At 54.2% G+C, this 17,603-nt stretch carries 19 protein-coding genes; 13 read left to right on the top strand and 6 right to left on the bottom strand.

Annotated elements, in window-relative coordinates; genetic code table 11:
- Window positions 1-2: 2 nt before the first annotated feature.
- Both thrS and AC6I8N_RS09120 read right to left on the bottom strand, forming a co-directional pair.
- The gene (gene thrS, locus AC6I8N_RS09125; RefSeq protein ID WP_013508821.1) at window positions 3-1,931 is read right to left on the bottom strand and encodes a threonine--tRNA ligase; all 1,929 of its coding nucleotides are present in this window, start codon (window positions 1,929-1,931) and stop codon (window positions 3-5) included.
- 245 nt (window positions 1,932-2,176) lie between these two features.
- Window positions 2,177-2,938 (bottom strand): DUF481 domain-containing protein, encoded by a 762-nt coding sequence (locus AC6I8N_RS09120; protein WP_021185276.1) that lies wholly within the window; start codon window positions 2,936-2,938, stop codon window positions 2,177-2,179.
- A gap of 331 nt (window positions 2,939-3,269) precedes the next feature.
- On the opposite strand from AC6I8N_RS09120, the gene ghoS reads away from it, so the two are divergent.
- A complete protein-coding gene (gene ghoS, locus AC6I8N_RS09115) occupies window positions 3,270-3,554 on the top strand; it encodes a type V toxin-antitoxin system endoribonuclease antitoxin GhoS (RefSeq protein ID WP_208725321.1) in 285 nt (94 codons plus the stop codon).
- A 90-nt stretch (window positions 3,555-3,644) separates the two neighbouring features.
- The gene (locus AC6I8N_RS09110; RefSeq protein ID WP_036626944.1) at window positions 3,645-4,538 is read left to right on the top strand and encodes a fructosamine kinase family protein; all 894 of its coding nucleotides are present in this window, start codon (window positions 3,645-3,647) and stop codon (window positions 4,536-4,538) included.
- A 4-nt stretch (window positions 4,539-4,542) separates the two neighbouring features.
- Here the strand turns inward: AC6I8N_RS09110 and AC6I8N_RS09105 are convergent, their stop codons facing one another.
- Window positions 4,543-5,079: a YniB family protein gene (locus AC6I8N_RS09105; protein WP_036626946.1), complete on the bottom strand. Its 537-nt coding sequence runs from the start codon at window positions 5,077-5,079 to the stop codon at window positions 4,543-4,545.
- Window positions 5,080-5,212: 133 nt separating this feature from the next.
- Between AC6I8N_RS09105 and hxpB the strand changes: the two genes are divergently transcribed.
- The 6 genes from hxpB to AC6I8N_RS09075 all read left to right on the top strand — a co-directional run bounded on the left by hxpB (window position 5,213) and on the right by AC6I8N_RS09075 (window position 10,531).
- Window positions 5,213-5,881, top strand: a complete 669-nt coding sequence (gene hxpB, locus AC6I8N_RS09100; protein WP_208725320.1) for a hexitol phosphatase HxpB — start codon at window positions 5,213-5,215, stop codon at window positions 5,879-5,881.
- Window positions 5,882-6,046: 165 nt separating this feature from the next.
- Window positions 6,047-6,883, top strand: a complete 837-nt coding sequence (gene kduI / locus AC6I8N_RS09095) for a 5-dehydro-4-deoxy-D-glucuronate isomerase (protein WP_497830550.1) — start codon at window positions 6,047-6,049, stop codon at window positions 6,881-6,883.
- Window positions 6,884-6,900: 17 nt separating this feature from the next.
- The gene (kduD, locus tag AC6I8N_RS09090) at window positions 6,901-7,662 is read left to right on the top strand and encodes a 2-dehydro-3-deoxy-D-gluconate 5-dehydrogenase KduD (RefSeq protein WP_497830549.1); all 762 of its coding nucleotides are present in this window, start codon (window positions 6,901-6,903) and stop codon (window positions 7,660-7,662) included.
- A 132-nt stretch (window positions 7,663-7,794) separates the two neighbouring features.
- Complete coding sequence (locus AC6I8N_RS09085) at window positions 7,795-8,385, top strand: metal-dependent hydrolase (protein WP_208725318.1); 591 nt, start codon at window positions 7,795-7,797, stop codon at window positions 8,383-8,385.
- Window positions 8,386-8,537: 152 nt separating this feature from the next.
- Complete coding sequence (locus AC6I8N_RS09080; RefSeq protein ID WP_208725317.1) at window positions 8,538-9,929, top strand: L-cystine transporter; 1,392 nt, start codon at window positions 8,538-8,540, stop codon at window positions 9,927-9,929.
- Between the two features lie 230 nt (window positions 9,930-10,159).
- Window positions 10,160-10,531 carry a DUF6515 family protein gene (locus AC6I8N_RS09075; RefSeq protein WP_021185285.1) on the top strand — a complete coding sequence of 124 codons (372 nt, stop codon included), beginning with the start codon at window positions 10,160-10,162 and terminating at the stop codon, window positions 10,529-10,531.
- Between the two features lie 53 nt (window positions 10,532-10,584).
- Here the strand turns inward: AC6I8N_RS09075 and osmE are convergent, their stop codons facing one another.
- Window positions 10,585-10,920, bottom strand: a complete 336-nt coding sequence (gene osmE, locus AC6I8N_RS09070; RefSeq protein WP_013508809.1) for an osmotically-inducible lipoprotein OsmE — start codon at window positions 10,918-10,920, stop codon at window positions 10,585-10,587.
- Between the two features lie 193 nt (window positions 10,921-11,113).
- Here osmE and AC6I8N_RS09065 point away from each other — a divergent pair, with 193 nt between their 5' ends.
- The 5 genes from AC6I8N_RS09065 (at window position 11,114) to cho (ending at window position 15,713) form a co-directional block, all read left to right on the top strand.
- Window positions 11,114-11,701: a TetR/AcrR family transcriptional regulator gene (locus tag AC6I8N_RS09065; RefSeq protein ID WP_497830548.1), complete on the top strand. Its 588-nt coding sequence runs from the start codon at window positions 11,114-11,116 to the stop codon at window positions 11,699-11,701.
- Window positions 11,698-12,888, top strand: coding sequence for a multidrug effflux MFS transporter (locus AC6I8N_RS09060; RefSeq protein ID WP_497830547.1), 1,191 nt, complete (start codon window positions 11,698-11,700; stop codon window positions 12,886-12,888). Before AC6I8N_RS09065 ends, AC6I8N_RS09060 begins: the two co-directional genes overlap by 4 nt.
- 117 nt (window positions 12,889-13,005) lie before the next feature.
- Window positions 13,006-13,833 (top strand): NAD(+) synthase, encoded by an 828-nt coding sequence (gene nadE, locus AC6I8N_RS09055; protein ID WP_497830546.1) that lies wholly within the window; start codon window positions 13,006-13,008, stop codon window positions 13,831-13,833.
- Window positions 13,834-13,899: 66 nt separating this feature from the next.
- The gene (yddG, locus tag AC6I8N_RS09050) at window positions 13,900-14,790 is read left to right on the top strand and encodes an aromatic amino acid DMT transporter YddG (protein ID WP_497830545.1); all 891 of its coding nucleotides are present in this window, start codon (window positions 13,900-13,902) and stop codon (window positions 14,788-14,790) included.
- Window positions 14,791-14,852: 62 nt separating this feature from the next.
- On the top strand, window positions 14,853-15,713 hold the full coding sequence (gene cho, locus AC6I8N_RS09045) for an excinuclease Cho (RefSeq protein WP_497830544.1): 861 nt from the start codon (window positions 14,853-14,855) through the stop codon (window positions 15,711-15,713).
- A gap of 78 nt (window positions 15,714-15,791) precedes the next feature.
- Here cho and spy read toward each other — a convergent pair whose 3' ends face one another.
- Window positions 15,792-16,289: an ATP-independent periplasmic protein-refolding chaperone Spy gene (spy, locus tag AC6I8N_RS09040; RefSeq protein ID WP_036626977.1), complete on the bottom strand. Its 498-nt coding sequence runs from the start codon at window positions 16,287-16,289 to the stop codon at window positions 15,792-15,794.
- Window positions 16,290-16,583: 294 nt separating this feature from the next.
- Window positions 16,584-17,579 (bottom strand): succinylglutamate desuccinylase, encoded by a 996-nt coding sequence (gene astE, locus AC6I8N_RS09035; protein ID WP_497830543.1) that lies wholly within the window; start codon window positions 17,577-17,579, stop codon window positions 16,584-16,586.
- Window positions 17,580-17,603: the final 24 nt, after the last annotated feature.

Genomic DNA, 17,603 nt, shown 5'->3' with positions numbered 1-17,603 from the left:
CCTTATTCCTCCAATTGGTGAAGATGTCGGCTGCGAATCTCTTGTTGCAGCTTCTCAACAAACACATCTACGTCCATGCTCCCGAGGTCTTTACCACGGCGGGTGCGCACGGCAACTTTGCCTGCTTCCACCTCTTTCTCACCGCAAACCAGCATGTAAGGGACGCGACGTAATGTGTGCTCGCGGATTTTAAAGCCTATCTTCTCGTTTCTCAAGTCTGCTTTGACACGAATGCCTGCATTCTGCAATTTCTTTGTCAATTCGCTGACATATTCTGCCTGACTATCCGTGATATTCATCACCACCGCCTGTACCGGAGCCAGCCAACTTGGGAAGAAGCCAGCGAACTCTTCGGTCAGAATACCGATAAAGCGTTCCATAGAACCCAAAATCGCGCGGTGAATCATAACCGGTGTCTGACGATCGTTGTTTTCACCCACATAGGTGGCGTCCAGACGCTTCGGCAGCGAGAAGTCTAGCTGAACGGTGCCACACTGCCAGGCACGATCAAGACAATCGTGCAGGGTGAATTCAATTTTCGGACCGTAGAAAGCCCCTTCACCCGGTTGATACTCAAACGGAATCTGGTTTTCTTTCAGTGCTTCCGCCAAATCCACTTCCGCGCGGTCCCACATTTCATCGGTACCGATACGTTTTTCCGGACGGGTGGAAAGTTTTACCACAATTTTTTCAAAACCGAAGGTGCTATACATGTCATACACCATACGGATACAGCTGTTCACCTCATCACGTACCTGATCTTCGGTACAGAAGATGTGAGCATCATCCTGGGTGAAGCCACGCACACGCATCAGACCATGTAAGGAACCTGACGGTTCATTACGATGGCAGCTGCCGAACTCCGCCATACGCAGCGGTAAGTCACGGTAGGATTTCAGACCCTGGTTGAAGATCTGGACGTGTCCCGGACAGTTCATCGGTTTGATGCAGTATTCACGGTTCTCCGAAGATGTGGTGAACATCGCTTCTTTATAGTTTTCCCAGTGACCGGTTTTTTCCCACAGCACACGGTCCATCATGAACGGACCTTTGACTTCCTGGTACTGGTACTCTTTCAGCTTGCTACGCACGAACACTTCCAGCTCGCGGAAGATGGTCCAGCCGTCATTGTGCCAGAACACCATACCCGGCGCTTCTTCCTGCATATGATACAGGTCGAGCTGTTTACCGATTTTACGGTGATCGCGTTTCGCTGCCTCTTCCAGACGCTGCAAATAGGCAGCCAGCTGTTTTTTATCGGCCCATGCGGTGCCATAAATACGCTGCAACATTTTGTTGTTGCTGTCGCCGCGCCAGTAAGCGCCAGAGATTTTTTGCAGCTTAAAGTGATGGCAAAAACGCATGTTCGGCACATGCGGACCACGGCACATGTCGATGTATTCTTCATGATGATACAGACCCGGACGGTCATCATGGCTGATGTTTTCATCAAGAATGGTGGTTTTGTAGCTTTCACCACGCGCGGCAAAGACGTCACGCGCCTCCTGCCAGCTCACCTTTTTCTTGATAACGTCGTAATTGGTCTCTGCCAGCTGGTGCATACGCTTCTCCAGCTGCTCAATATCTTCCTGAGTCAGGGTGTGGTCGAGATCGACATCATAATAGAAACCGTTATCGATCACCGGCCCGATGGCCATTTTGGTGTTCGGCCACAACTGCTTGATAGCATGACCCAACAGGTGCGCGCAGGAGTGACGGATAATTTCCAGACCCGCTTCATCTTTGGCGGTGATAATCGCCACCTGAGCATCGTCATGAATCAGATCAACTGCGTCCACCAACTCGCCATTCACGCGACCGGCAATACAGGCTTTGGCCAGACCCGGACCGATATCCAGCGCGATATCCATCACGCTGACCGGACGGTCAAAACTACGCTGGCTGCCATCAGGAAGAGTAATTACTGGCATTTCATATCCTTAATTGCAGTGGTAAGCCACACGAAAGCCTACATGCAACATTGAGTTCAGTAAGAGTAACCCGGCGTGATGTCAGACCCACATTGTCGGAATGACGCCAGGGAAATAAAGCGCCGCAAATGATAACAGCTTTCTGCGGCAAGCAAAACCCGCAGAAAATGCGCTAAGCCTGCGCCAGCTAAAAAAAAACCGCTGCGCGGCACAGGCCAGGCAGCGGCGTTCACCCTCAGGTGATCTTACATAGCGTAAGTCAACTGGATGGTGGTTTTGGTATCGGTGCGATCCGGCGCAGATTCCGGCGGATTGTTGTTCCAGGTAACGTTGTAGGCCATCTTCAGCGCGAAGTGTTCGTTAATCGCGACCTGCAAACCGGTTTCTGAGTTCACCGTGGTGTCTTCACCGAAGCTGCTCAGCACAGAAACACCCTGGATGAACTTGGTAGTATCAGTCAGTTGCCACTGATAGCTTACCGCACCATAGCCCAGCGCTTTGGTTTCGTGGCCGCCATCATGGAAATCGTCATAACGCACACCCGGACCAAATTCAGCACGCAGCGAGTGCACCGGACCACTCAACAACTGACGACCGTAACCGGCAGTCAGCACATCGCGTGAATCGTAGCCGTTGAAGCGATCGCTCAACCAGCTAGCCTGACCAAACAAGTAGTCGGCGCTGTTGAGGTTATAACGTGAACGGCCACCGATATTGTAAGTCTCGGAAGAACGTTCATCGTTAGATGAGTTGTTGGCGGCGTTGCCCCACAAACTCCATGCGGTGTTGGTGCGATACCATGTCATTGAGGTTGCAGCACTGAGCGCGGAACTGGTGGTGTTACCCGTTTGCGCCAGGTAACCCGCTGACGCGCTGCCTTCAAACGGTTTTTTCGCCGTTGAAGGGTCATCCATGGAGGTGAAGACGGTGTTATCTGCAAATGCCTGGTGACAAAATGCTCCAGCAGAGAGCAAAAGAACAGCGGACAGCTTGTTAAAGGCTTTCATTTAAATGTGATCCGTACGGCGGTTTAAAAAGTGATGAGTCTGAAGAGTTTTCCCGGACGATCAACGCAATTTACGGTAAGTTTTGTAAATAAGTATGAAGTCACCGGAAAAGCCTGTTTTTGCGCTGAAGCCGCGCGCCAAATGGGATTAATCCCATTACCCGCGCGCATTATAGAGGGCAATTAGCGAAATAGCAGCTGAATTGCTACAAGAATTTTCTGAACTCGCTGGCGATGTTTTTTGACGCTCATCAATGTCAAATTGCTGCAAATTCGCTCAATCTGGTCCACTGGTCTACGCTGACATCTGTTTCGGAACAATGAGGTGAAAGATGAGCGACTTAAAGCGTTACATTGTGACCTTTCATTATCAGGAGAAGGGACTGAGCGACCTGCAATCCCTCAACAGCGAAATGCTTAACGCGGGCTATAACACCACGTTAAAAGATACCGAGGGACACCCGCACGAGCTGGGTACCAACAGTTTCGGAGTGGTCAGCGCGCTGGAGGAGCAGGCGCTGGCTGAACAGGCTGCCGGATTGGCTTCGGTAGCGCTGGGCGAAAAACCCGAGGTAGAAATCACCACACTGGAAGCGTTTTTAAAAGCACAACCCTGACGGGATGTGAAAAGCGCGCGCCGGTGCTGGTTTTGTTCATGTTTTGAGCGTTACAATTGAACTCAGGCAGCGAATAAAGAGGATTACCCCATGTGGTCAGCCATTAGTCGACTGTTAAGCGAATACGCCGGCGATGCCGAAATCACCGAACGTCACGAACTGCCCGGGGGCGATGTCCATCCAGCCTGGCGCATTCGTTACGGCAAACTCGACGTTTTCGTCAAATGCAACACGCGCGATATGCTCACCCTGTTCAGTTGGGAAGCGGATCAGCTGGCACTGCTGGCGCGTACGCATACCGTGCGCGTCCCAGAGGTTTATGGTGTCGGCAACGATCGTGACACCAGCTTTCTCCTGCTGGAATATTTGCCGCCTGAACCCCTCAATGAGCACACCGCGTTTCAGCTTGGTCAGCAACTGGCGCACCTCCATCAATGGAGCGAGCAACCCCAGTTTGGCCTCGATTTCGACAACAACATCACCACCACTCCCCAACCCAACAGTTGGTTGCGCCGCTGGTCGGTCTTTTTTGCCGAGCAGCGCATTGGCTGGCAGTTGCAACTGGCAGCGGAGAAAGGCATCAATTATGGTGACACTGACCTGATTGTTGATTGTGTGCAGCGCGCTCTGGCCAACCACCATCCACAGCCTTCGTTGTTGCATGGCGACTTGTGGCCGGCAAATTGCGCCGGTAGTCCTGCTGGGCCGTGGATTTTTGATCCCGCCTGCTACTGGGGCGATCGCGAATGTGATCTGGCAATGTTGAGCTATTACGCCGAACTGCCACGGCAGATTTACGAAGGATATCATTCCGTATGGCCGTTGCCTGAAGGCTTTTCGCAACGTCAGCCGGTATATCAACTTTACTACCTGCTTAATCGCGCCAATGTGTTTGGCGGCAATTGGATGGACGAAGCGACGTTCGCCATCGGTCAGTTGCTGGATGAAGATGTGATGGGACAACGTCAGGCCAGACCGGCCTGACGCCTTACAGCAGTCCGAGCAGTTTCAGCACAAAGTAACCGGCAATCGCGATCACAATTGGCAGGATATATAACGGAAACACCTGCAATAAAATGGTGTGACGTGGCACATTAATTTTCTCCTCAAGCTGCGCCCGGCTGCGTCCTTCGTTGCCCTTCGCCTGCTCAAGAATCAACTGGTCCTCAATACCCTCTTTGATATGGCGCGACTGACGCCACATACGTGCGCCTGAAGCCTGCAACGCGATACCGACGAAAATCAAAAAATAGATAATCCAGAAACCGATATTGGTGCCGCCGTTGAATTCCGGCACCGGGGAGTTTTGCCAAAAGAAACTGAGAAACGGCGTGTTGAATTTCACCATATCAATCATCACATGCACAAAATCAAGCATCACCGCGTCAATACCCGGTTGCTTTTCGCTGTGCTTAAACATAAAGCCCAATACGGAGATGATGGTGGAAAGCAGCGCCGGAATAAAAATCACCCAGCCAGCCACTCGCTTAAGGATGGCGATGCGGCCAGCCTGTTGGTAAGTCATGGTGTCTCCCTGAACGGAATAAGATTTGCCCTAAGTCTACCTGTACTGCATCTTTTTTTCCTGAAAAAAGCGCAGCATGCTGGTTGCCTGGCATTCATGCTAAGGTAGGCCAAATTTCAAACGGAGCCGTTGTATGTCTTATCGTCGCCCTGTTCTGGCCGCCATTTTTGATATGGATGGATTGCTGATTGACTCAGAACCGCTGTGGGATCGCGCCGAACTCGATATTTTCGCCACGCTGGGGGTGGATCTCACCCGCCGCCACGAATTGCCAGATACCCTGGGATTACGCATCGATCAAACCGTACGCATGTGGTACGAAACACTGCCGTGGAACGGCCCGGACCAACAGGAAGTGACGGACCGCATCATCGCACGCGCTCTTGAACTGGTGGAAGAAACTCGCCCTCTGCTGCCAGGGGTGGAACAGGCACTGCGTTTATGTCGCGACCAGGGCCTGAAAATTGCCCTCGCCTCCGCCTCCCCACTGCATATGCTGGAGCGAGTTCTGGAGATGTTCAACCTGCGCCATTATTTTGATCAACTCGCCTCCGCCGAGCATCTTCCCTACAGCAAACCGCATCCGCAGGTTTATCTGGATGCCGCCACACAGTTAGGCGTTGATCCCCTCAACTGCGTGGCGCTGGAAGATTCGTTCAACGGCATGGTCGCCAGTAAAGCGGCACGTATGCGCTCCATCGTGGTGCCTGCGGCAGAACATCGTGATGATGCACGTTGGGCACTGGCGAATGTCAGGCTGGATGACCTTACCCAACTCGCCGCCGAACATCTACACGGTTAAGCGCCCAACAGCCCGCTCTCACAGTGGGCTTTTTTATGTCGATTTGATCGCCAACACAAATAAATAAAACAACGTTTCATTTTTATTGAATTCACATCCCATCCTGCCTAAGATGCCAACAGACCCGCATCGGGACCTATACCTTCTTTTATCCAGAGGCCTGAGATGGACATACGTCAAAGCATTCACAGCGAACATGCCAAAACTCTCGATACCGCCGCCCTGCGCCGCGAGTTCTTGATTGAAAAAATTTTCACCCCGGATGATTACACCCTGACCTACAGCCATATCGACCGCATCATCATTGGTGGCGTGATGCCGGTGACCAGGTCGGTGACCATCGGCAGTGAAGTGGGTAAGCAGTTGGGCGTGAGTTATTTTCTCGAACGCCGCGAACTGGGGGTGATAAACATCGGCGGCCCCGGCCTGATTGAAGTGGATGGCACAACCTGGGAAATTGGTCATCAGGAAGCGTTGTATGTCGGCCAGGGCGCACAACAGGTGCTTTTTCGCAGCAGCGAAGCCAGTCATCCGGCGAAGTTTTATTACAACAGCGCCCCGGCGCATACCCACTATCCGGACAAAAAAATCACCCTTGAGGATGCCGTGAAAGCCACCCTCGGTGATGCCGCCACCTCTAACCGCCGCACCATCAACAAATTTATCGTGCCGGATGTACTGCCAACCTGTCAGCTGACCATGGGCCTGACGCGTCTTGACGACGGCAATTTGTGGAACACCATGCCGTGCCACACCCATGAACGCCGCATGGAGGTCTATTTCTATTTTGATATGGCTGAGGACAGCGCGGTGTTTCATATGATGGGACAGCCCCAGGAAACCCGCCATCTGTTGGTACATAACGAACAGGCGGTGATTTCGCCAAGCTGGTCAATCCATGCCGGTGTTGGCACCCAACGCTATACCTTTATCTGGGGCATGGTGGGTGAAAATCAGGTGTTTGATGACATGGACCACGTCAGCGTCAGCGCTCTGCGCTAGTGCCTAAGGAGAAGATAATGATTCTGAACGCTTTTCATCTTGAAGGAAAAATCGCGCTGGTCACCGGTTGTAACACTGGATTGGGTCAGGGGATGGCGATCGGTCTGGCACAGGCGGGCTGCGATATTATTGGTGTCAACCGCGCCGGACCGGATGATACCGCCGCCAAAGTTGAAGCACTGGGACGCCGTTTCTGGCCGATTCAGGCCGATCTGAGCCAGCCCTCCATCGTGCCACAGGTGGTGGAACAGGCGGTCGCACTGGCGGGACGCATTGATATTCTGGTCAATAACGCGGGGATTATCCGGCGTGAGGATGCGCTGAACTTTAGCGAAAAAGACTGGGACGATGTGATGAATATCAACAGCAAGAGCCTGTTTTTCCTCTCTCAACAGGTGGCGCGACAATTTATCGCTCAGGGGAATGGCGGCAAGATCATCAACATCGCCTCGATGCTCTCTTTCCAGGGTGGAATCCGCGTGCCCTCCTATACCGCATCGAAAAGCGCCGTCATGGGGCTGACACGGCTGATGGCCAATGAATGGGCGAAGCACGGCATCAATGTCAACGCCATTGCCCCCGGTTACATGGCGACGAACAACACGCAACAAATCCGTGATGATGAGTCGCGCAGTGAAGAGATCCTCGCCCGTATCCCGGCCGGACGTTGGGGCGCACCGGACGATATGATGGGGCCAGTGGTGTTCCTCGCTTCCAGTGCATCGGATTACGTTCACGGCTATACGCTAGCGGTGGATGGCGGTTGGCTGGCGCGCTAAGCTGCTCTTTTCCCGCGTCATTCTGACGCGGGTATCGTCTTAAATTCACGCCTGGTTACAGCGTCACATATTCTCATTCACTGGATAAATCCCTATACTGGATGCATCGACAGTTTGCAGCCAGGTTTTATCATGACGGCCGAAGGCCACATCATTTTCGCCATTGCCAGTGCTATTTTTGCCAAGCGCGCGGAGCTCACGCCGGTAATGGCCAGTGCCGACTGGTGGCATCTGGTGCCGGCTGCACTGCTGACCTGTTTGCTGCCGGATATTGATCATCCCAAATCGGTGCTGGGACAACGTCTGAAGTGGCTTTCCCAGCCCATCGCTCGCGCCTTTGGTCATCGCGGTTTTACCCACAGCCTGCTGGCGGTGGCAGTAAGCTTGTGGCTGTTTCAGATTAATGTCCCCGCCAGTTGGCCCATCCCTGCGGATGTGTTGCAGGGCATGACTCTGGGCTATCTCAGCCATATTGTCGCCGATATGCTCACACCTGCTGGCGTTCCCCTACTGTGGCCCTGCCGCTGGCGCTTTCGCCTGCCGCTGCTGAACAGCCAAAAAGGCAACCAACTGGAACGCGCCCTTTGCCTCGCACTGGTCGGCTACGCGCTGTGGTTTCCACCTGGGTTGCCGTCTTTTGGTGCAAACGGCTGGCCTGAACAATTGTTCAACACCTTACAAAATGGCGTAGGTCGTATAATAAACAGTCAAAGCGCGCGATAATAAGACAAAAATCAGGATAAAGTTATAATCAATTCTATTTGGATATAAGCCTGCACATTTATGAACTGTTAACATGCGCGGATTCCTTTCAGGAATCACCCTGTATTCCGCGCCTGAACATGCAGAGGCGCGGCAAATCTCTGGAGTAGAGCATGGATTTTCCCCTGATTATTAATCTCGTGGTGTTCGCCGCGTTGCTGGTGTTATTAGCACGCATTGGTAACGCGCGCTGGAGCCTGTCAAAACGCGTATTAACTGGCCTGGTGTTCGGCGTGTTGTTTGGTCTGGCGCTGCAAGCCATTTACGGTGAGAACAGCCCGGTGGTGAAAGCCTCGATTGGCTGGTTCAACATTGTCGGCAACGGTTACGTGCAATTGTTGCAGATGATCGTGATGCCGCTGGTCTTCGCTTCCATCCTCAGCGCGGTGGCTCGCCTGCACAATGCCTCTTCACTGGGCAAAATCAGCGTACTGACCATCGGCGTGTTGTTGTTTACTACGGCGATTTCAGCGCTGGTAGGCGTGATGGTCACTGGCCTGTTTGGTTTAACCGCAGATGGCCTGGTGCAAGGTGCGCAGGAAACCGCGCGCCTGAACGCGATTCAGAGCAACTACATCGGAAAAGTGGCCGATCTGACCGTGCCACAACTGCTGCTCTCCTTTATCCCTAAAAATCCGTTTGCCGATCTCACCGGCGCTAGCCCGACCTCGATCATCAGCGTGGTGATTTTCGCCGCGTTTCTTGGCGTGGCGGCGTTGCAGTTATTGAAAGATGACAAAGCGAAAGGCGAACGTGTGCTGGTGGCAATCGACACCCTGCAATCCTGGGTGATGAAACTGGTTCGTTTGATCATGAAGCTGACACCCTACGGTGTGCTGGCCCTGATGACCAAAGTAGTCGCGGGTTCTAACCTTCAGGACATCATTAAGCTCGGTGGCTTTGTTGTGGCCTCTTATCTGGGCCTGGCGATTATGTTTGGCGTGCACGCGCTGCTGCTCTCTTTTAACGGCATCAATCCGCTGCGTTTCTTTCGCAAAGTGTGGCCGGTGATTACCTTTGCTTTTACCAGCCGTTCCAGCGCCGCCAGTATCCCGTTGAACGTTGAAACCCAGACGCGTCGCCTTGGTGTGCCGGAATCCATCGCCAGCTTCTCAGCCTCCTTTGGTGCCACCATTGGACAGAATGGTTGTGCCGGTCTTTATCCGACCATGCTGGCGGTGATGGTTGCACCGACTGTCGGGATCAACCCGTTTGACCCGCTGTGGATTGCCACCCTGGTAGGGATCGTCACCCTCAGCTCAGCCGGTGTGGCCGGTGTGGGCGGCGGTGCCACCTTTGCCGCCTTGATCGTGCTGCCCGCGATGGGCCTGCCGGTAACGCTGGTCGCGCTGTTGATCTCCATCGAACCGTTGATCGATATGGGCCGCACCGCGCTGAACGTCAATGGCGCAATGACCGCTGGCTCCCTGACCAGCCGCTGGCTCGGTCTGACCGACAAAAAAGTGTTGGAAAGCGACGACCACGCCGAACTGGCGCATCGTTAACCTCATGCACTTCCCGTAGCGGCACGATTTATCGTGCGGGGTTCTGGTAACGGAAAACTGCGCTATAAATCGCGCCGCTACACCTCTCCCCTCCTCAATCTCTGGCAATCATGGCGCTATCGTCAGGAAAGTGTTAAGCATGGTAAATAGTGGAAAAACCAGCCACTTTCCGCTTGTGTTTTGCCGGTGAAAAGCCAATCCTGCTACCAGTCATAGCAGGAGAACTACCGATGAAAAAAGTTATCGCCTCCGTGCTGGCGTTAACCTTATTAACACCAGCCATCGCCCTTGCCCACCCAGGTCCGTGGGGACCCGGCCCAGGTCCTGGACCGCACTGGGGTGGACCAGGTCCATTACGTTTCTTACCCGATGCCGCGACAGCGGTGTTGATTGGCGGCCTGACCTACTATCTGTTGAATGGCAGCTACTATCAGCGTCAGGGCGATACCTACGTTGTGGTGCAGCCACCGCAGTCAGAGCCGGTAGCCGGTATGCGTGTGCTCGACTTCAACGGCAAGCGTTATTACGTGCAGGATGGTCATTACTATCAGCGCGATATCAACGGCAGCTATAACGAAGTGCCACGCCCCTACGGCTTGTAAGCCACAAACAAAAATGGCCCGTCACTGACGGGCCGTTTACTATTCTGCAACCTTTACTGCGTCGCTTGCGGGTCGGTATCGTACTCTTTACAGCTCTGGAAGCCGTAGTTCATCACATGCCCCGTGTCGTTATAGCTGACGAAGTAAGTCTGGAGTTTGCCATCGCGCTCACCCAGCACATAAGTCTGGCAGGTGCCGCGCGCATGCACCATAGTGATCTCAGTAGACGGTGCCCCGGCAATCTGACGTACCTGATCACGGGTCATTCCTTTCTTCACATCCTTCACCACAGGTTTGGTCACGAAGCTCTCTGCGCGATCGTAAGCCGTACAACCAGAGAGTGCTGCCAGCGTTAACGCAGCAGCGATACATCCCAGCACTTTATTCATCTTGTTGTTCCTCATTACTGTGTCCATGTAACGCTAAGCCTGGAACATAAATCCAGATTAATCAATTTTATGGCAGCATATTCGGTTTGTTCCGAAGCGTCAGGATTGCGTAAAAGTGCCTGTGTTCCTTTGACAGGCTCCGTATAATCGCCAAATGAGAATGAGCACTCTCAAAACTATTTTCAGGGCGGTTATGACCAGACAACGAGAAAATAATAAAGATGAACGCCACCGCCTGCGCCAGGATGAAATCATCCGTGCTGCGCGCGAATGTTTTCGTCGGGAGGGGTTCCATGCTGCCAGCATGGCGCGGCTGGCGTGCGCCGCCAATCTCAGCGTGGGGCAAATCTACCGGTACTTCCCCAGCAAGGACGCCATCATTGAAGAGATGGTGAAACGTATTGTCGATGGTCGCGTTGCCGCGATGCGCGATCGGGTCGACAGCGATCAAATCGCCACCACGCTTGCCTGGCGGGAAAGCCTGAACCCGGAAGATGAATTATTGATGCTGGATGTCGCCGCCGAAGCCGGTCGTAATCCACGCGTCGCGGCAATGCTCGAAGCGGCGGATGCCCGCATGTTCAGCCAGGCCCGTCACAAGATCCGCGCCAGTCATCCTGAACTGGGCGACGAACAGGTGAACGCCTGTGTCGAAGTACTGGCCGTGTTGTTTGACGGCACGGCCCTGCGCCGCCTGACGCCACAGAAAGCGTCAGCGGTGACCCTGCAACACCTTTATCAGAACCTGATTTCACACCTAATAAAGACAGAGGATAAATGACACCTGCACCTTCTAACCGTCTGGTTTATGCCATAACCCTTGGCCTGCTCGCTGCCCTTGGGCCGCTCTGTATCGATCTCTACCTGCCCGCCCTGCCTGAACTGGCACAAGACCTGCACACCGAAACCGCCACTGCCCAGTTAAGCCTCACCGCGACACTGATAGGCCTTGGTGCCGGCCAGCTGCTGTTCGGTCCGTTGAGCGACAAATTTGGTCGCCTGCGTCCTTTACGCGTCTCACTCCTGCTGCTGTTTGTCGCCTCAATCGGTTGTGCCGTGGCGCAGGATATTAATCAACTGCTGGTGGCCCGTCTGTTTGAAGGCCTGGCGGGGGGTGGTGGCGCCGTGCTGTCGCGTGCCGTCGCGCGTGATATGTACAGTGGCTATGAACTGACGCGCTTTTTTGCCTTGTTGATGTTGGTCAATGGTCTGGCCCCGATCGCCGCCCCGGTTCTCGGCGGTTTTATGCTAACTGTGCTGAACTGGCGTGGCATTTTTATGGTGCTGGGAGCGGTGGCTATTTTGCTCATCCTGCTGACGCGCTGGAAACTGCATGAAACTTTGCCCGAAGCAAAACGCAATCGGGGTTCCATTTTCTCCGCCTGGGCCGCGCTGGGTGAGGTATTTACCCATCGTTCGTTTATGGGCTTCTGTTTGACGCAGGGTTTTATGATGGCGGGGATGCTCGCTTACATCGGTTCATCACCGTTTGTCCTGCAACAGATTTACGGTTTGTCTCCGCAGACCTTTAGCTTCTGCTTTGCCGCCAACGGATTCGGTCTGATTATTGCTTCTCAAACCAGCGCCCGCCTGTGCCGACGTTGGGGAGAATACCGGGTACTGAAAGGTGGCCTGCTGCTGGCCTTTGTCGCCTCCACCTGCCTGTTACTCGCGGGCATCCTCGGTGCATCGCTGCCGGTGATTCTGCTGGCGCTGTTCTTCACCATCGCCAGCAATGGTGTTATCGCCACCACCGCCTCATCACTGGCCATGCAGAGCCAGGGCCACCGCGCAGGCAGCGCCTCAGCAGTGATTGGCGTCACCATGTTCACACTGGGGGCCATCAGCGTACCGCTCACTGGTCTCGGTGGCACCTCGCTACTGAGTATGACTGGCACGATTTTTGGCTGTTTTATGTTGGCGATTGTGATGTTCCTGGTGTTGGCTCAGAAGCCAAAAAGCGCCTGATTTGGCAGCAAATAACCCGAACAACAAGCCATACGGCTTGTTGTTTTGGGCCAGCCGCGTTAGCTTTAGGAAATGATTCGCATTGTGCCGTCCGGCAACTGACTTGAGGAGAGGTTCATGTCACTGCAGCAGGAAATCATTGAAGCCCTTGGTGTTAAACCCGTCATCGATCCCCAGCAAGAAGTTCGCGTCAGCGTTGATTTTTTGAAGTCCTACCTGAAAACCAATCCGGGGATTAAGACCCTGGTACTGGGTATCAGCGGTGGTCAGGATTCCACACTGACCGGCATCCTGTCACAAACCGCCATTCGTGAACTGCGCGAAGAAACCGGTGATAACGACTACACCTTCATTGCCGTGCGTCTGCCTTATGGCGTGCAGGCCGATGAGCAGGATTGTCAGGATGCGCTGGCGTTTATCCAACCGGATCGGTCGCTGGTGGTCAACATTAAAGAAGCGGTGCTGGCAAGTGAGCGCGCCTTACAGGACGCAGGCATCACCCTGTCTGACTATATTCGCGGCAACGAAAAAGCGCGCGAGCGCATGAAAGCTCAGTACAGCATCGCCGGGATGACCAAAGGGGTGGTGGTGGGTACTGACCATGCTGCCGAAGCGGTAACCGGTTTCTTCACCAAATATGGCGATGGCGGCACTGACATCAACCCGATTTTCCGCCTCAACAAAGGCCAGGGCAAACAGTTGCTGAAACTGCTGGGCTGTCCGGAGCATCTTTACCTGAAGCATCCGACGGCTGACCTTGAAGATAATCGTCCAGGATTACAGGATGAAGTGGCTCTCGGCGTGACCTATCAACTGATTGATGCTTATCTGGAAGGCAAGACCGTTGATGCGTCTGCTGCCAAAATCATTGAAGGTTGGTATCTGAAAACCGAACATAAACGTCGCCCACCAATTACCGTGTTCGACGATTTCTGGAAAAAATAACCCCATCCGGCGTTTTCCAGTTCGTGACGGAAGACGCCTTTCATTGCCTTTTCTGAACACTTTTATATGCCTGCACATTTGCCGCGCGCCACCCTGGTCGGTTTAAGCGCAATTTTACTCTGGAGTACTACCGTTGGTCTGATGCGCAGCGTCAGTGAAGCCTTTGGCGCCACCGGTGGCGCAGCGCTGATTTATACCACCACGGCGATCCTGCTCTGCCTGACACGCGGCCTGCCGGATTTCCGCCAGATGCCAACGCGTTATTTGTGGGGCGGAGGGCTGCTGTTTGTCGGCTATGAAATCTGCCTCGCGCTGGCGATTGGTCTGGCGCAGGATCGTGCCCAGTCGCTGGAACTGGGGATGATCAACTACCTGTGGCCCTGTCTGACCGTCGTGTTTGCCATTCCGATCAACCAGCAGCGCTTCCGCGTCTGGCTATGGCCGGGATTGTTGTTGTCACTGGCGGGCATTGTCTGGGTGCTACAGAGCCGCGGCGGCAGTTCATTATCACAGCTTGGGCATAATCTGCTGAGTAACCCGCTGGCGTATAGTCTGGCGTTTATTGCTGCTTTCGCCTGGGGGTTATACAACAACGTGACGCGCCGTTATGCCAACGGTAAAAGCGGCGTCAATCTGTTCTTTGTCGTCACCGCGCTGGCGCTGTGGTTCAAATTCGCCCTCACCGAACAGGTCAGCTCACTGCATTTCAGCCTGATCCCGGCGCTGGAGGTGTTATTTATGGGTGTCTCCACCGCGGTAGCCTACTCGGCGTGGAACCACGGCATTCAACACGGTAATCTGACATTACTGGCAACGGCATCCTACTTCACACCGGTGCTGTCGGCGCTGCTGGCGTCACTCTGGCTTGGCCTGACGCCCTCCCTGACCTTCTGGCAAGGGGTGCTGATGATCACCCTCGGCTCGCTGATCTGCTGGCTGGCGACCCGTCGCCTGTAGCGGCTGGCGAAAAAACAGGCTCGCTGATATACTGGATGGACAACCAGTAACCGGAGTCCTCCTTGGTCAGACGAGCCACCAGTTACCGCCTTGAATTTGATGCGGCAGCCATTTACCAGTATCCCGAACATCTTCGCCAGTGGCTGGACGGTTTACCCAATCAGCCCGGCGTGTATGTCTTCCACGGCGAAAGCGATAACCTGCCGCTGTATATCGGCAAAAGCGTTAACCTGCGCAGTCGCGTAATGTCCCATTTCCGCACGCCGGATGAAGCCAGCATGCTGCGCCAGGCAAGACGTGTCAGTTGGATCCCCACGGCTGGCGATCTGGGTGCGCAGTTACTGGAAGCGCAGATGATCAAAACGCAACAGCCGTTGTTCAATAAACGCCTGCGCAAAAACCGCCAGCTCTGCTCACTCCAGCTTAACGACACCGTGCCGCAAGTGGTTTACGCCCGCGACCTCGATTTCTCCTGTACCTCAAACCTTTATGGTTTGTTTCGTAGCCGCCACGCCGCGCTGGAAAAGCTGAAAAGCATCGCTGATGAACAGCGCCTGTGTCACGGTTTGCTGGGGCTGGAGAATCTGCGCAGCGGCCGGGGCTGTTTTCGTGCCGCGCTTAAACGCTGTGCCGGCGCCTGCTGCGGCAACGAACCGCCAGAAGCGCATCAACAACGTTTGCAACAGGCACTGGAAGCGTTACGGGTGGTGTGCTGGCCGTGGTCCGGCGCAGTGGGAATGGTGGAACGCGGTATCGCCATGACGCAAATCCACGTTATTGATCACTGGTTTTGGCTGGGTTCGGTGAGTAGCGAAGTCGAAGCTCGCCAGCTACAACGCATCCCTCATGGCTTTGATCACGACGGCTATAAAATCCTCTGCCGCCCTCTGCTATCGGGTGAGTTCCCGCTGATCGAGCTATAAAGCAAAACCGCCGACGCTGCCCAAAGCATCGAATGCGATGGACAACGTCGGCGGTCTCAAACCGTCAGGCTATGCGAATTATTCGCCCTCAGCCGGTGGTGGTGGCATCTTACCATCGTGCGGGCGTTTCTCTGTCAGACGTTTCTCAAAGTTCGCGTTGAACTGTTTTTTCTGCTCCGGCGTCAACACGTTATAGAGTTTGTTCTGCGTTTCCATCATCGCCACAGCACGCTCTTTGGCATTGGCCGTCATTTTCTCTGCCTGTGCCTCGGCTTTCGCCCGGTCGAAGGTGTCAGAGGCAATCAGCGCGTGGTTAGCGCGACGCTCTTCCAGCGACGGACGTTTAAAGTCTTTGTGGCTTTCACGCATGATGTCATGCATCTGTTTTTTCTGGGCGTCGGTCAGGTTCAGACCTTTGAACATCATGTCCATACCACCATGACGCATCGGCGGCTTATGCATTGGTTTCTCGCTGCCGGCCGGCGGTGGCGTCAGATTGTCTGCCGCAGCATGGACGATATTGGCAGCACCGAGAGCCATCGCGGTAGCCAGGAAGAGGGAAGTCAGTTTACGCATAATATTGTCCTTACTTATCAGTTTCATGACGACAGCCTGTGTCGCGTCTTCGGAAACAAGCATACGACGCTGAACGTCAACTACTCAGAGGCTGAGTAAAGCCCTGAAAGCATAAAAGACAGATATCAGGCGATCATGGAGAGAATGAGAAGAAATGCGTGAGGAATTGCAAAAGAGTATGACGAATAAGGCAAAAAACGCAGGAATTAAGGAGGAGTGTAACGGTATTGTCGGCGTAACGAAAGGATAAATTGCGGCGCAGCAGCGCGATACATCGCGCCGCCACGACAGTCGTTATAACGTCAACGCCTGGGTTTGCTCATTCTCTTCCACCAGCATCAAGCCGGCACGCAATCCCGCTGCAACATTCGGGTTGGGAAACAAGACATACTCGCGTGCCTGCTGCACGTAGTAACGGGTATCTCCCTCTTCCGCCAACAACGTCCCCTGGGGAAAAGCGGTGAAGTTGAGGGTTTCCGCGCCCATATGCAGCACAAAGTCTTCGCCATGCCGGGTGATTTGTTGCGCCACTTGATAATGGCGGGGCTGCGCCTGTACCTCTGGCAGTGCGTCTCCATATAACAACGCCGCCAGCGCCTGATATGCCGCGTTGAATTGAGTCAGATCGTTCTCACCAAACGGCAGCGCCTTACCCAGCTCCAGGGTACAACTGGCGGCGGCATAATGTTCGCAACTGAAATGGGTAAAGGTACCGCCGGGAGAACGATGGAATACCAACGCTTCCAGCCCTGCGGCCGCCAGCCAGTGCATAAAATCCTGCGGCCACGGACGTTGATTGAGGGGCATCACGCCAAAGCGGGTATGGTAAGAACCACGGATCGCGGTATGCAAATCGAGATGCCAGCGTGTTTCAGTCGTCAGGCAGGTGTGCCAGAAGGTTTCCAACGCCTGCTCCAGCCGCAATGCACGCCGTGCCTCCGCCACATCAGACACCTGCTGCCAGCGGCCACCAAACAGACGATTGATATCATATTGCTGATAACGTTTGCCGCTGCGTAATGCCTGCGGATTACCCAACAGCACCCGCAGACGTACCGCCAGCGGTTTTTCGCCGCGCAGCAAGGGCGTCAGTAGCAGGTTCAGGATCTCAACCGGCGCGGTTTCATTACCATGGATCCCCGCCGACAACACCAGCGCCTGCGACGTTGGGGTATGCGGGGTTAAGGACAGAATGCCCTCGTCCAGCCACTGCCAACTGAGGTGGGCGTTTTGCCCCTGACGCTCCAGTGGCACCCGACCAGACAATGTTTGTTGTAAAAAGTCCTGCATTCTTTCTCCTTACGTAAATCAAGG

This window comes from Pantoea sp. X-Soil-TKNS-1279, assembly GCF_059730565.1.
This window is presented reverse-complemented; position numbering and strand designations above follow the sequence as displayed.

What these genes read in the sequence shown, in the direction of transcription:
- spy (WP_036626977.1), bottom strand. Translation starts at nt 16,289, where the DNA reads ATGCGTAAACTGACTTCCCTCTTCCTGGCTACCGCGATGGCTCTCGGT.
- kduD (WP_497830549.1), top strand. Translation starts at nt 6,901, where the DNA reads ATGATTCTGAACGCTTTTCATCTTGAAGGAAAAATCGCGCTGGTCACC.
- AC6I8N_RS09120 (WP_021185276.1), bottom strand. Translation starts at nt 2,938, where the DNA reads ATGAAAGCCTTTAACAAGCTGTCCGCTGTTCTTTTGCTCTCTGCTGGA.
- AC6I8N_RS09080 (WP_208725317.1), top strand. Translation starts at nt 8,538, where the DNA reads ATGGATTTTCCCCTGATTATTAATCTCGTGGTGTTCGCCGCGTTGCTG.
- AC6I8N_RS09075 (WP_021185285.1), top strand. Translation starts at nt 10,160, where the DNA reads ATGAAAAAAGTTATCGCCTCCGTGCTGGCGTTAACCTTATTAACACCA.
- AC6I8N_RS09085 (WP_208725318.1), top strand. Translation starts at nt 7,795, where the DNA reads ATGACGGCCGAAGGCCACATCATTTTCGCCATTGCCAGTGCTATTTTT.
- AC6I8N_RS09110 (WP_036626944.1), top strand. Translation starts at nt 3,645, where the DNA reads ATGTGGTCAGCCATTAGTCGACTGTTAAGCGAATACGCCGGCGATGCC.
- osmE (WP_013508809.1), bottom strand. Translation starts at nt 10,920, where the DNA reads ATGAATAAAGTGCTGGGATGTATCGCTGCTGCGTTAACGCTGGCAGCA.
- thrS (WP_013508821.1), bottom strand. Translation starts at nt 1,931, where the DNA reads ATGCCAGTAATTACTCTTCCTGATGGCAGCCAGCGTAGTTTTGACCGT.
- astE (WP_497830543.1), bottom strand. Translation starts at nt 17,579, where the DNA reads ATGCAGGACTTTTTACAACAAACATTGTCTGGTCGGGTGCCACTGGAG.
- nadE (WP_497830546.1), top strand. Translation starts at nt 13,006, where the DNA reads ATGTCACTGCAGCAGGAAATCATTGAAGCCCTTGGTGTTAAACCCGTC.
- AC6I8N_RS09105 (WP_036626946.1), bottom strand. Translation starts at nt 5,079, where the DNA reads ATGACTTACCAACAGGCTGGCCGCATCGCCATCCTTAAGCGAGTGGCT.
- yddG (WP_497830545.1), top strand. Translation starts at nt 13,900, where the DNA reads ATGCCTGCACATTTGCCGCGCGCCACCCTGGTCGGTTTAAGCGCAATT.
- AC6I8N_RS09065 (WP_497830548.1), top strand. Translation starts at nt 11,114, where the DNA reads ATGACCAGACAACGAGAAAATAATAAAGATGAACGCCACCGCCTGCGC.
- AC6I8N_RS09060 (WP_497830547.1), top strand. Translation starts at nt 11,698, where the DNA reads ATGACACCTGCACCTTCTAACCGTCTGGTTTATGCCATAACCCTTGGC.
- kduI (WP_497830550.1), top strand. Translation starts at nt 6,047, where the DNA reads ATGGACATACGTCAAAGCATTCACAGCGAACATGCCAAAACTCTCGAT.
- hxpB (WP_208725320.1), top strand. Translation starts at nt 5,213, where the DNA reads ATGTCTTATCGTCGCCCTGTTCTGGCCGCCATTTTTGATATGGATGGA.
- ghoS (WP_208725321.1), top strand. Translation starts at nt 3,270, where the DNA reads ATGAGCGACTTAAAGCGTTACATTGTGACCTTTCATTATCAGGAGAAG.